Annotated in this window: 15 protein-coding genes; 6 read left to right on the top strand and 9 right to left on the bottom strand. The window is 33.2% G+C overall.

Annotation, left to right across the window (positions count from 1 at the left end):
• The first annotated feature begins 112 nt into the window (after window positions 1–112).
• Window positions 113–871, top strand: coding sequence for a winged helix-turn-helix domain-containing protein (locus QW128_01085; GenBank protein MEM3832180.1), 759 nt, complete (start codon window positions 113–115; stop codon window positions 869–871).
• A gap of 6 nt (window positions 872–877) precedes the next feature.
• Here the strand turns inward: QW128_01085 and QW128_01080 are convergent, their stop codons facing one another.
• The 9 genes from QW128_01080 to QW128_01040 form a co-directional block, all read right to left on the bottom strand.
• Window positions 878–1,222, bottom strand: a complete 345-nt coding sequence (locus QW128_01080; GenBank protein ID MEM3832179.1) for a hypothetical protein — start codon at window positions 1,220–1,222, stop codon at window positions 878–880.
• A gap of 64 nt (window positions 1,223–1,286) precedes the next feature.
• The gene (locus QW128_01075; GenBank protein ID MEM3832178.1) at window positions 1,287–3,044 is read right to left on the bottom strand and encodes a hypothetical protein; all 1,758 of its coding nucleotides are present in this window, start codon (window positions 3,042–3,044) and stop codon (window positions 1,287–1,289) included.
• A complete protein-coding gene (locus tag QW128_01070) occupies window positions 3,041–3,901 on the bottom strand; it encodes a hypothetical protein (GenBank protein ID MEM3832177.1) in 861 nt (286 codons plus the stop codon). Before QW128_01070 ends, QW128_01075 begins: the two co-directional genes overlap by 4 nt.
• Window positions 3,898–5,214: a DUF58 domain-containing protein gene (locus QW128_01065; protein ID MEM3832176.1), complete on the bottom strand. Its 1,317-nt coding sequence runs from the start codon at window positions 5,212–5,214 to the stop codon at window positions 3,898–3,900. The genes QW128_01070 and QW128_01065 overlap by 4 nt, the downstream gene beginning before the upstream one ends.
• 4 nt (window positions 5,215–5,218) lie before the next feature.
• A complete protein-coding gene (locus tag QW128_01060) occupies window positions 5,219–6,184 on the bottom strand; it encodes a MoxR family ATPase (protein ID MEM3832175.1) in 966 nt (321 codons plus the stop codon).
• A complete protein-coding gene (locus QW128_01055) occupies window positions 6,171–6,566 on the bottom strand; it encodes a hypothetical protein (protein ID MEM3832174.1) in 396 nt (131 codons plus the stop codon). Before QW128_01055 ends, QW128_01060 begins: the two co-directional genes overlap by 14 nt.
• Before the next feature lie 6 nt (window positions 6,567–6,572).
• Window positions 6,573–7,121, bottom strand: a complete 549-nt coding sequence (locus QW128_01050; protein MEM3832173.1) for a hypothetical protein — start codon at window positions 7,119–7,121, stop codon at window positions 6,573–6,575.
• Entirely contained in the window at window positions 7,121–7,930 is an 810-nt protein-coding gene (locus QW128_01045; GenBank protein MEM3832172.1) for a hypothetical protein, read from the bottom strand. The genes QW128_01050 and QW128_01045 overlap by 1 nt, the downstream gene beginning before the upstream one ends.
• Window positions 7,931–7,994: 64 nt before the next feature.
• Window positions 7,995–9,512 carry an NAD(P)-dependent oxidoreductase gene (locus QW128_01040; GenBank protein MEM3832171.1) on the bottom strand — a complete coding sequence of 506 codons (1,518 nt, stop codon included), beginning with the start codon at window positions 9,510–9,512 and terminating at the stop codon, window positions 7,995–7,997.
• 249 nt (window positions 9,513–9,761) lie between these two features.
• Between QW128_01040 and QW128_01035 the strand changes: the two genes are divergently transcribed.
• The 5 genes from QW128_01035 (at window position 9,762) to QW128_01015 (ending at window position 13,867) form a co-directional block, all read left to right on the top strand.
• Window positions 9,762–10,676 (top strand): MBL fold metallo-hydrolase, encoded by a 915-nt coding sequence (locus QW128_01035; GenBank protein ID MEM3832170.1) that lies wholly within the window; start codon window positions 9,762–9,764, stop codon window positions 10,674–10,676.
• A 95-nt stretch (window positions 10,677–10,771) separates the two neighbouring features.
• Window positions 10,772–11,098 carry a V-type ATP synthase subunit F gene (locus QW128_01030; protein ID MEM3832169.1) on the top strand — a complete coding sequence of 109 codons (327 nt, stop codon included), beginning with the start codon at window positions 10,772–10,774 and terminating at the stop codon, window positions 11,096–11,098.
• Window positions 11,098–11,403, top strand: a complete 306-nt coding sequence (locus QW128_01025) for a V-type ATPase subunit subunit G family protein (protein ID MEM3832168.1) — start codon at window positions 11,098–11,100, stop codon at window positions 11,401–11,403. The genes QW128_01030 and QW128_01025 overlap by 1 nt, the downstream gene beginning before the upstream one ends.
• 2 nt (window positions 11,404–11,405) lie before the next feature.
• Window positions 11,406–12,038: a V-type ATP synthase subunit E family protein gene (locus QW128_01020; GenBank protein ID MEM3832167.1), complete on the top strand. Its 633-nt coding sequence runs from the start codon at window positions 11,406–11,408 to the stop codon at window positions 12,036–12,038.
• Window positions 12,035–13,867: a V-type ATP synthase subunit A gene (locus QW128_01015; protein MEM3832166.1), complete on the top strand. Its 1,833-nt coding sequence runs from the start codon at window positions 12,035–12,037 to the stop codon at window positions 13,865–13,867. The genes QW128_01020 and QW128_01015 overlap by 4 nt, the downstream gene beginning before the upstream one ends.

Genomic DNA, 13,867 nt, shown 5'->3' with positions numbered 1-13,867 from the left:
AAGAAATTCTTTTATGAGATCTGAGAACTTGACGAAGTCTTTTATAAATCATCAGAGTATATGTAATAATTCATTTTAAAAATATAAACGGGCGCAATGATATTATAACAGTATGAAAGATAAGCATGAGCTGTATGATGTGCTTGGTAGCGAGATTAGGAGAAAAATTTTAATTTTTATAGGTGAGAGGGGCGCTGTTAGGTTTACGGATCTAAAAAATTATACTGGAATTAGTGTAGGATCGCTTTATTATCATTTAAACATACTTGAAAAGTTAGTAATTCAAACATCTGATAAACGGTACACATTATCTGAAGAAGGGCAAGAAGCTTATAAATTGTTAACAGAAAAAAATGTGGAATTCTCTAAACAAAGCATAACAACAAAGATCCTATATGGGATAATGCTATCACTGATCATTTCAAAGATAAGCGAAAGACGTTTGATTAGGTTGCCTCTTACAACTCTGTTGCTTATTTCCTATATTTACATTCCTTATATGGTTCACTTAACTCCTTTGGGATTCTTTTATACATTCACAAATAAGAATTACATTGTTTATTCATTGTTAACTTGGTTATTAATATACTTCTTTAGTGATGTGTTAGCATCATTGTTTTTTAATAAGTGGAAGTTTGGTCATTTGTTATTGTTAGAGTTAAGTGTGATACCTATTTTTGTGTTACACGTGACGCATAGTTTTTTATTTATGTTTAATCTCTCAAATGAGTATGTTCTCTTGATTTTTCAATCATGGTCTCTGATAATATTGGGATTCATCCTTGCTTACACGAAAGGTTTGAGAGTTGAACAAGGTTTATTAATATCATTAATTCTACTTTACATAAATCTTATATTTATATATAAATAATTTTTATTAATCTGCGCCACCTAGTAGCACTCTTTTTATTACACGTTTTATTGTTTCACTTAAGCTATGTTTCTCTTGCACAATACGAAGGTCTTCAGGCGATTCACCAATCTTTCTTACTATTGGATTATTATAATAAAATCTGGCTTTCATTGTCAAAATCCTTAATTCATCTATTGTGGCATAGTCTAGAGGTTCATTTTTATTGTTATTGCTTTCCCACCTCTCATATAGATTATCTAGAATCTTAGTAACTTCAGGATCACCATAAAAAGCTGCTTTTACATTCACATCTGTGTTATCATCAATTAAGCTTACTATTTCTTTTTTTAACTCATTAGCTTGATTCACAATATTAATAGAAAGTCTGGTACTTATAAAGTTGAGCGATCAAAAGTATGATGTTCAAAGATTTTTATGCTTTTTTGATTTTTCTGAATATCGTGATTCCTAATGTTATTTCGCTTGCTATAATTATTATACCTATAAATATTATGAGGAATGTAAGGACTGGATCTTCGTTGTATAACTCTGCATCTATTCGAACATCAGAGTTCAAAGTAACATTTTTAGACCAGTTTATATCATTGTTGAATATTTTTATATTATATTGTCCTGGTGGCAGTCTGAAAACAATTGTAGATGATTGAGGAGAAGTGATGCCATTACCATCACCAAACTTGCTAATTTGTATTTTAACATCAGAGGGAGTGTTTAAAGGTTCACTCCATGCATATAGGTTAATTGTGAGATTATAAAGCGTAATTTTCATGATTACAGTGGGCATGACCTGATCGTATGGTATCGATATTTTCCCGGTATGATAATTGATGTTGATGTTGTGTTCTTTTATGGTTAGGTTATAATAGAGAACAATATCCGATGATTTATTTAAAGCCCTTGGAACTATATATGTATCTCCTTCATAAAAAATAGTAGTGAATGAAAGTGATGAGTTAATTACGTCCAGTTGATAATTTGATAATTTTTTGCTAAATTGATCAATTATACTTATTTTTATAAATTGTGGAAATAGTGGAATCACATTTGTGCTCCATATTCCATAAGTTCTGCTTAATACTATTAAAATGTAAGGCGTATGGACATACCCTTTATAATCAGATTGAAATGTTGCGTTAATAATAGAATGCGAATAAATGTTGCTGCTAATCGTATATAGGTATATTCCAATTGAACGTAAATATACTAAATCAAAAGAATATGCTTCATAACTCTGTCGAGACTTTGGATCTAATAAATTAATATTCAATCGTAGAGGTTGATCAACTGTTAAATTGTTTAACGGAATTGTTATTCGATGATACTCTGAAGGCGTGGTATTCTTGACTTCGTATATTGATGGATACCAATATAGATATGCAGTTGTATAATAGTTTTCTAATATGATAGGCCTTTCTATGTTTAAACTTACTTGGAAGCCTATTTGGAGCGGCGATGTAATATCAATTACTATATCATTCGTGATCTGCGCATTTCCGATTATTCTTACTCGTTCTCCATGTATTCCGATTACTGTAGTATTTACCGATTTATATATCGGAAAAAGTAGTGCTTGGTACTCAGAAGTCGGTTTTCTAAATGCGATTGTTCCATTGACTGTATATATTAGATACCCCTGTTTTATTGCTAATGATTGATTTTTAATATTTACAGATACATCCTGAGCAGTATCTACTAAAAGTATCCGCACAGTATAAATAAATTCAAATGCATAAACTAATGAACGGACTGTAAGAAACCAGTAACCTAAATAATCTGAGAAAGAAAAATTGTAAATGTTTACAGGCAAATTGACTGATATGGTAGCGTTTACAGCGATTTCATTTTTTGGATTAATAAGTATTATTCTCACATTTTTGCTCATATTAGTTGGGATTGAGGTATTAGATACAAGAATCCAGAGAGAGTCTCCTCTACTATATATCATTATTTCGTTTGCAGTATAATTATGGAATGGGAGAAATTTGGAGTATCCCAGATATATTGAGGGTATACTAAGCTGAGGATCAGATGACCCAATTACGGGGTTTAAAGCAAGAGATGAGTGTGATTTATTAGTAGAAAAGCCTGATGCAGGAATGTTTTGCTGAATAATAACGTTCAACATGTTGAGAATTAAAAGCGTTAGCATGAAGATTACAGTGCCTTTCATTTCAATACACCTGATATTAATAATATGATAATTGTTAATAGTAAAAGTATCCATGATGAAATTAGTTGAAGTGTTGATAACAGTGTGCCATTAAACAAGAAAAGATATGCTAAGAGTGTTATGGAACTGTAAAAAAGCATGACTATAGAGCCGGAATGAATCTTTTTATTTATTTCAGGTTTGAAGAGTAAGATGACAATTAGTATTATAAAGAGGAGCCCTAATGATTCTGGTAATTTATAGTTCAAAATAATCATTTTTATATAGGTGATTGATTGCTCCAAGGTGATTGGAAATGTTACTGATGGTAGTATATATCTAATTGTGTACAATGTCAACATAGAAAATTTAAATCCAAAATCTTGCAAATAATTGCCTGTGATCTTGATGTCAATTGTCTGAGTGACACTTATTATTGTCATAAAAATGTAAAAATTAACCGTCAGTATTCCAATCTTTAATGGATTGTTTTCTTTTATCAACGATCTAAGATGTTCTAATATAATTCTTAGTGGTGTAAATACGATGAGAATCGAAATTATATATAAGGGTTCTGTAACTAGCACTATTAGTGATGAGTTATAAAAAATGAATATGCAAACCAGCACAATTATGAGCAGTAAGCCGAAGATTTCATCAGAATACTTATCTAGGTTTTTCATCCGATTAAAATGTGATTCAAATATTGATAAAATGGGTGTTGTTATTAATAAAACGACAATTATAATATATAGTGGTCTAGAATTCAGAAGTGTTATTATACTTTTATGCAATACAGACCAGTAATTTGCATAATCTGCCATCATAAATAGCAGAATAAGGAATGCTGAATATAAGAGAACAATTATGTATTTCACAGTGCAACACCTTTTAATGTTCTAAATTTGACATATTGTGTAAGTAACCATTGCGCACAATCGTCCATGCCACATAGATTATGTATGATGTTGTTAGATTTTAATGATCTGTTTAGTCCTGTTAATGAGGAATTATAAGCTGTTGTGAGAATGTTATAAGCAATTAATTTTGTAGTATCCATTACAGGTGGGTACAAAAACTTTGATGTGTTCAGGAGTGCTATTATTGGTGTACCTTTAAATATACGTATATTATTTATGAGAGTGAGGAGATGTAAAGGGACCACATCACTATCAGTGATTATGAAAACTAATTCGCCTCTTCGTATCACATTTCTTAAATAGTTATTAAGTTTAATGAGGTCGCGTTCTCCTTCAGGCATTATTGTGCTCAAAAAATTTACTATATTCTGGAACTGATTCTTATCTCTATGAGTAAAAACTCTCCTAATAAAGTGGGGATAAACGAGTATATCAACATTATCTTTTAGTTTTGAAACCATATAACATAATGCAATTGTTGAGAGTATCATAACATCAATTTTACGTTTTCCTGGAAGGCCTTTTGCCATATGATTGCTGGCATCTAATACTATCTTAATGTTTATGTGCTCTTCACGTACGTATTCCTTAACTAAGAGGGAGTAATCTGGGCGTTTAGAGATTATCTTCCATGCAAGTGATTTATAATCGTCACCTGGAAGGTATTGTCTTATTTCAGCGAATTCTTTACTCAAACCGCTAATTGCTTTACTAAGTCCGCTATAAGAGTATTCATTGATAAAAGGTTCAATCGAAAGCATCACTAACGATAAGTTGGGTCTAGTCATTATGTATGATTCATTTTTAACAATTACACTAGCAGTAAACAAACCGAGAGTATCATTAATCGTAATTTTTGTACCATAAATTTTATGTTTTCCTAAACCTAGAACTTTTATTACATATTCTAATAGAATCGTACCCTTAGGAGGTATAATTACTGTATTCTTATCGTTCCATTTAACTATTTTAAGAGAATCTGAAGTTATTTCTTCGATAGTGAGTGGTCCCAGTGAAGTATTTAAGATATTGATTATCTTAAGTTGTGCTAACAATTCACTACCTACTTCAACATAATTCTGTGCTACAATTCTTTCGATATTGATCCAAGCAATCTTCTCAAAATTCAGTTTAAAGATTACAGAGTCTACAATTATAATAAACATTATAAGCATTCCAGAAACTATGAAAATTGGCTGATTTGATACCCATGAGATAAAAACATAGACAGGAAGCATTGATAATATGCTGAAACCGCGCTTTGTAAGCATGTCTTCACCTCGGGGGTTCTATACTCTTTATAATTTCATCTATAATTTGGAACAGCACATTATAAGTTCCAGGAGAGGATTGTGCTTCTTGAATGATGATCTCCGGTTTTATGATCATTCTATGATTAAAAACATAAAAGGTGAGGAGCTTTATATCATCAGGTATGACATAATTCCTTCCATCTATCGCAGCATTTACTTTGCTCGCCTTTAAAAGTATGACTGCAGAGCGTGGACTACAACCAAGTAAAATCTTATCGCTCTTTGAACGTGTCATGATAACTAATTTTTGAATGTATGTAAATATATCATCAGATACGTAAACATTTTTCTCAATGTAGTTAGATAACTCGACTATATTACTTAAAATTGGGTTAATGCGTGTTTCATCAATACCAACGTTTGCTCTTCTTAGAATTTCAATTTCCTCAATGGGAGATGGATAGCCAATAACTATTCTGAACATAAATCTATCGAGCTGTGCCTCAGGTAGTGGATAAGTACCCTCTTGTTCAATAGGATTTTGAGTGGCAATAACCATGAAAGGTTCAGGTAACTTCATGGTTTTACCATCTATTGTTATTTGTCGTTCTTGCATAGCTTCCAGCAATGCTGACTGTGTTTTCGGTGGCGCCCTGTTAATCTCATCCGCTAATATTATATTCGCAAAGACAGGCCCTGGTTTAAATTCGAAGTCTAAGGTTTTTTGATTAAAAATATACGTTCCTAATAAATCAGCGGGTAGCATATCTGGCGTAAATTGTATTCTCTTAAAGCTTAGGCTCAGAACACGTGAAAAACTTTTAGCTAAAAGAGTTTTTGCAATACCGGGGACGCCTTCCAAAAGCACATGACCACGAGCTAATAATGCAATTGTTAATAACCTTATATAAAGTTCGCCACCTACTATAACCTTTGAAATTTCTGACCGCACTTGATCATAGAAGCTTATTATATCATAAACGTTCATTATTCTCACCTAACAAATTTTTGAAGCCTATTAACTGAAAATATAGCCTTAAAAAAGTATCTGAATCAATAAACTTACTTTTTACATAGGTTTTCTCTAATTTATTCACAAACTTAGTAATTTCATGATAATTTTTTGGGTTTTTCTTTTCCGACAATAATAATTCTCTGGCATCGGACAACATAAGATTAATAACAGCTCTATAATTTGGATTATCAGATGATAATGCGGTTATCGCTTCTTCAAACCATGTTAATCCTTTTTCATATTTCTCATGTTGCAAAGAATAGTATTTCCGAATAATTAGGTTGTAAAGTATAACAATAACAACAATCATTATTAAAGGAGCATAAAAACTTAACACAGTGATTATATCATCCATGAGTACTCATCCCTTTACTATTAATTTTCGTATCAATTCAACACTGTCTATAAATTTATTATAATCATCAATAGTTATTTCATCATTGCTGAAACGAGATTTTTCGTATAATTTATAGAGGCTGATTAAGATTTTTGCAAAATTTTCATCAATATTTCGAAAATATGATGTTTTAATTTTCTCCAAAATGCTTTTCATAATTTCATACTCAGTCATGTATATCATAGGCGTAATCATAAATGTAATTGAAAGTTCTTTTCTCAATGCAAGATAACCCTCTATTATAGCCTTACGATAATCGCCCTTTGATGCTAAAAATCGTGCAGTTGCAAGTGAAGACAATAAGATTGATCTGGGCTCACCTACATTCTGTTGTACATTATTTGTGATATCATTTTTTGTAATTTGTTCTTTTATTTTTTTGTTTCTACGCAAAAACACTGTTAACGATATTAATATTACTAATAGTACTATAATAATAGAAGAAATGATATCTATTAATATTATTTGTGCAGGTGATAATACGATGTATAAAAAAGTAGTAAGACCTATCATTAACCCCCTCCCTCTATAAACCACGCGATCCTTACAACTCCGTATATAAATGATAACGGTGTGATATTAAAATTTATGGTAAAAACATTAACAAATGATTCACTATCGGCAGTTGATTTCTCATCAGCATTTGACAAAATAATTATTGATTTTGAGTTTAATAAGAATAATAAATTTTTATAAAGCTCACCATATGAATTATAATTATATACAAACCTAACCACATAATGATTACTTGAAATATTATCATAATAATTAAAAAGCTCAACACGATATATAGAAGTCTCGGAAATATTAATAATCATTCGGAGTGTAATTGGTGAGCTTGAATTTACTAACACATTAATATCTTTAACCACAGTAAATGTATCATTATTTAGAACAAGATAATTACTTCTTAATGAGTTCTGTATGTTATAAAGTTTAAGGAAAAGCTTCGGATGAAATTGAAGAAATATTCTAACCATGTATCTATCTGGTTGTAAACTGAACGCTGTTCTTAATTTATTATTATAAGGTTTTAATACGTTTCTACCGACCTCTATCCCTTGTGAGGAAAAAACTGTTACATAACCTGTGGAATTACTAATATCTACTTGTTTAGCAATAGGTGACTTTAAAGCAAAAAACTGAGACTCGATTATTAAGTTCAAATTATTCGTGGTTATTAAAAAACCTGGTTTACTAGGATTATTTGCTATAGTACCCAAATTCGTTACTGGATGATATAGAAATAGTGCGTTAAAAATGATTATTAGTGATAATATTACAATTACTAGGTCCTTACTTGAAAAATCTACTTTGTTCACAACTTATTTTACTTTGGATTAGCTATTAAACCTAACCTATATAGTATTTAATGAATAAAGACTTCTAATGAGATTCCCTAGCTTGTATGGATGTTGCTAATGCAGATGTTGTTCTAAACTTAACGGCATAACGTTCATCGTAATATTTCTTATCTAAATCCACTCTCTCACTAAGTCCCATTAACATCTCATGTATACGTTGAGCTGCTTTTCTACCCTCCGCCATAGCTTTAACTACCAATGTTTCTCCAGTCACAACATCACCAGCGGCATATACACGTGGTATTGATGTTTCGTACGTTTCAGGATTTATTAATATACCACCGTGTTCATTGAGTTTTAATCCTTCGACTTCTGCAAGATACTTGTTTGATCTCCTACCGATGGCAATCAGCACTACATCAACATCAACTAAGAAATTGGAGCCTGGTATTGGGATTGGTCTGGGCCTTCCTGATGAGTCAGGTTCTCCCAATTTCATTTTTATGCACTCTGCTTGTTTAACCCAACCATTCTCATCTCCGATGAATCTTATAGGTGTGCTCAGAGGCATTATTTTTGCACCCTCCTTTTTAACTTCTTCTCTGCTTAACCAATATCCTGGCATCTCTTTTTCAGTTCTTCTGTACATGATGATTACTTCCGATGCTCCCAACCGTAAAGCCATCTTGGCTGCATCATAGGCTGTATCTCCCCCACCTACTATTATATACCTTCCACCGTTCAGTTTATACGGTAATGAAGACAAAGGCTTACTCTCCAGTAAAGCTCTGTTAATATCGATCAAAAATGAATACGCAGAATAAACACCCTTTAAATCTTCACCAGGAACATTTAACTTAATAACTTCAGACGGTCCTGTTGCTATGAGAACTGCTTCAAAACCCATATCGAATAAATCCTTTATTCTTAGATCCTTCCCAACCATTACATTAGTTTTGATCTTTACACCCATTGTTTTAAGATAATTAATCTCATGTCTAGTAAGCTTCTTGTCTAAGTGAAAACTGGGTATCCCATAGAATGCTGTTCCACCAGCTTCTGGCATGGCCTCAAATATTGTTACATCATGCCCATAACGACGTAAAAGATCAGCAGCAGCTATTCCAGCAGGACCTGCACCTATTATTGCAACTGAGTGCCCTGTAGGTTTTATGTTCATGGCACCAATATCAGGGCTTATATTATTCTGGATTTCCCAGTAAATTAGAAACTTCTGGATCATGCCAATTGCCACAGGCTCTCCAGTTTTATTCAAAACACACGAGAATTCACAAAATCCGCCCAGCTGAGGACAAACAGATCCTGTAGTTCCTCCAAGGCAATTGGTTTCTCTGAGTATTTTCGCACCTTCTGCAAAATTTCCACTAGCGACAGCTTTCATCATAGCTGGAACATCAACCTTTACTGGGCATGCCTTTACACATGCAGGTAATGGACATAAAATGCATCTTTTCGCTTCTTCCATAGCTTGATCTGGGGTGTAATTTAAAGTTATGGGTTCAAAATCCTTTATTCTAACTTCTGGAGGACGTTCAGGATAGGGCCATCCCCCAACACGTTTAGGTATAATTTTTGGCATGCCTCTCATATCTCTTATGTATTGAGATATATATAAATCTTAACATTAAGTCATTATGTATTTACTAATTAGGTTATTGTATTACAATTGATTTAGAGTATTTATATAGATTTAAAATACTTTTAACTAAAGGTTTCATCCTGAGGAATGAGAGAATATTGAGAACTCTAAATTTTCATAACAGTATCTAGACAAAAAGATCATAAAGTAGGAAAAATTTTTAACCATGAATGTGGAATAAATGATGAAATGGATATAAAACTTATTAGTTTTGACTCGATGGGTACAAGAAGCATGGCCACGTTTGTGGAAACTGATGATGTAAACATTCTTATTGACCCTGGTGTTGCGTTAGGTCCATTTAGATACGGTTTACCACCACATCCATTGGAGATAGAGAAGTTAAAAAATGATTGGACTCAGATAGTCTATTATGCATCAAAGTGCGATGTAATAATAATAACACATTATCATTATGATCATCACAATCCTAAAATTCATCTTGACCTGTATAATGGAAAAGAGGTTCTAATTAAACATCCTTCCCAAAAAATAAACAGAAGCCAATTCATAAGATCATCATTCTTTATTAAACAATTAGGGAATAGGCCTAAGTCACTTAATTATGCAGATGGTAAGGAATTTAGTTATGGCAGAACATTAATAAAATTTTCACAACCAGTTCCGCACGGTGCTGATGAAAGACTAGGATACGTAATTGAAGTATTAATAGATGATGGGAATCATAAACTTTTGTTTACGAGCGATATTGAAGGCGCCGTGTCACCATCTCAAGTAGAATTTATAATAAAACATCGCCCAGATACTATTATTATGGACGGCCCTATGACGTACATGCTTGGAACTAAGTTCTCCGAAAACAGTTATGTGATGTCTATTAATAATATTACTAAAATATTAGATGTTGTACATCCGAAGGACCTTATTATAGATCATCATCTTTTGAGAGATTTGCAATGGAATGAAAGGATACGAAAAGTTATTAATAGAGGTAATGAAGTAGGAACACACGTATTATCAGCTGCAGAATACTCGGGAGAAAAGATAAGTATCCTAGAGGCTCGAAGAAAAGAATTATATAAACAAAATCCTGTAGATCATATAAGGAGATTTTCGGTATTCGAAGATTTCAGTGAGGAATAGAGTACCTAAATATTGTTAAGAATTTTTGTTTTAGCAATAAATAGAAATTTTAATAAATAAGAATCTTTATTAATTTGTATTTATTGTTTTATCTCATGAGCGTCGTGGCTATAGGAGATCGTTATACAGTAACAGCATTAAGATTAGCTGGAGTTGAAGGTAGAGAAGTTAATAGTGTGAATGAAGCAGAATCGGTAATAGATCAACTTGTTAAAGATGGTAAATGTAAGGTTTTGCTGATTCCTGAAGATTTGGCAATAAAACTTAAACGTAAACGTAATGAACTTATTAGAGAACGACGCTATTATCCCGTATTTGCAATCATTCCTGGTTTGAGTGGCGCGATCGGAGAACGTACAAACGAGATCTATCAATTAATAAGTCAGGCTATTGGTGTTAAACTTAAACTGGGTGAGGAGTAATGTCTGTTATAAAAGAATTAATAGAAGAAGAAAAAAATGCAGAAAAAATAATAAAAGATGCTGAAGCAAAAGCTAATGAAATAATATTACATGCAAGAAAAAATGCAGAAAAAATAATTAAAACTGCAGAAAATGATGAGAGTATTATAAAAGACCTTGTCACGCGTAAAGAAGCAGAGATAGCTGAGAAAAAGAGTGCTATACTAAAGAAATACGAAAAAGAGGCACAGGAAATAGAGGATAGTTGTAAGAAGAATTTTGAGGAGGCTGTGAAATTTGTGTTAAACAATATTTTGGGGGTGTGATAATGAGCATTGAAGCACTTAGAACGGAAATAAAAAGAGCTGCTGAAGAAGAATCTAAACGAATCTTACTTGATGCAGAGCAAAAAGCAAAAAATATTATTAACGATGCAGAGCAAAAAGCAAAAAATATTATGGAAAGAAGGATGCAAGAAACTATAAGAAAACTCGAAGAGAAAGAAAAAGTGGAACTAGCAATTGCAAGAATTGATGGTAGGAAGAAAGTTTTAGATATGCGGTCAAAATATTTAGAGGAAGTGTTTAAAGAAGTTGAAAATCGGTTAAGTAAAGTTCCAATCGAAAATCGTGAACTTTACAAAAAAGTTTTATCAGATTTTATAATTGAAGGTATAAAAAACTTAGGTGATTCAAAGTTCTTAATAAGGATTAATCAGAGGGATAGTGAAATAATAAACGATGTTATTGAAATGGTAAAGAAAAAGCTTCATAATAAAAAAATTGAGATCCGCGTCTCCCCTGAACCTCTCAATGATGCTGGCGGTGTTATTATTTATACAGAAGACATGAAATTATATTATACAAATACTTTTGAATCCAGGTTGATGAAATTTAAATCTGAGAATAGAAATAAAGTACTCGAAATACTGTTAAAGTCTATTCAGGAGGTAAAACCATGAGAGTTGGTGAGATTAGAAGAGTTGCAGGCTCAATAATTGTAGGTACTGGGATTCCGGATATTCAGATGGGTGAGGTGGTGCTAGTCGGATCGGAAGAATTGATCGGTGAAGTTATTAGAATTACTGAAAACATGTTCACGGCGCAAGTATATGAATCAACTAGCGGAATCAAGCCAGGTGAAAAGGTTGTTGGCACAAACAAAAGACTGGTAGCAGAACTTGGACCTGGTATGTTGAATAAAACATACGATGGTGTTGGAAGGGATTTAGAATTGTTATTCAAGGAGAGAGGACCGTTCATTAGTAGAGGAGCTAAAATCAGCACACTTCCTAGAAACATAAAATGGCATTTCAAGCCTATACTTGCTGAAGGTGTAGAGGTTGAAGGTGGAGATATTATAGGTGAAGTTCAGGAAACCCCGATGTTGCTCCATAAAATCTTAATACCTCCTGATGTTAAGGGTGTTTTAACCTATATAGAAGAGGGCGATTTCACTGTAGAGGAGCCTGTTGCAAAAGTTAAGACAAAGTATGGTGAAATTGAAGTGAAAATGATGCAGGAATGGCCTGTACGAATTCCTAGACCTTTTAAAGAAAATGGACGGTTGCCTTTAAATAAGCCTCTAATAACTGGACAAAGAGTAATAGATACGTTCTTTCCTATCGCTAAAGGTGGCGCTGCGTCAATACCTGGTGGTTTTGGAACAGGAAAGACGGTAACGCTTCATCAATTAGCTAAGTGGAGTGATACTAATGTTGTAGTGTATATAGGATGCGGTGAACGAGGTAATGAAATGAGTGAGGTATTAACAGAGTTTCCAGAGCTCAAAGATCCGAGAACTGGTAGACCGCTGATGGAAAGAACAATATTAATAGCAAATACAAGTAACATGCCTGTGTCAGCAAGGGAGGCCAGCATATACATGGGCGTCACGATGGCTGAGTATTATAGAGACCAAGGATACGATGTAGCTTTAATGGCTGATTCTACTTCGAGGTGGGCTGAGGCGCTTAGAGAAATTTCAGGCAGACTTGAAGAGATGCCCGTGGAAAGAGGCTATCCAGCATATTTACCTGATAGAGTGGCAGAATTTTATGAGAGGGCTGGACGTGTAATTGTTCTAGGAAGACCTGAAAGGGAGGGCTCTGTAACAATAATTGGAGCTGTCTCACCTCCAGGCGGCGATTTTAACGAACCCGTGACCATACATACGTTAAGATTTACAGGTGTATTCTGGGCCCTTGATACTGAACTGGCATATAGTAGACATTTCCCAGCTATTAATTGGCTTAAAAGTTACAGTCTTTATGCAGGATCATTACTGAGCACATACACACAAAGCTTTCAGAGCTTTTCTCAATATAAAGAAGCAATCGATTGGTGGACGAGAATATTTAAAGATTTTCCAGAATATCGAGCAAGAGCTCTTGAGTTATTAAGTATTGCAGCGGAGATAGAATCCATTGCTAGAGTTATAGGTGAAAGCGCGCTTCCTGACGATCAACGATTAATACTGCTTACTGCAGAAATAATAAAGGAAGGTTTCTTGAGACAATCAGCGTTCGATGAGGTAGATGCTTATTGTGATCCTCAAAAGCAGGCCCTTCTTCTTAAAATGATTATAGACTTTTACGATGATGCAGTCAAGTTAGTAAAAAACAGGATCCCTATAGATGTTATAAGGGAACTGCCTCAAATATCACTAATGATGAGGGTAAAGGAAGATCATGGTGGAGTAAAGAGTATACTAAAGGTAATAGAAGATACTAAAGAAGCTCTTGAAAAGATTGCTAGCAATTACGGGTTTTCAATTAAGGAGAGTGCGTGA

It is taken from the genome of Thermoprotei archaeon (genome assembly GCA_038881895.1).
In the GTDB taxonomy this organism is placed as follows: Archaea; Thermoproteota; Thermoprotei; order Gearchaeales; family WAQG01; genus JAVZOV01.
Note: the sequence above shows the minus strand (reverse complement) of the source record. Positions and strands in the feature narration are given on the sequence as shown.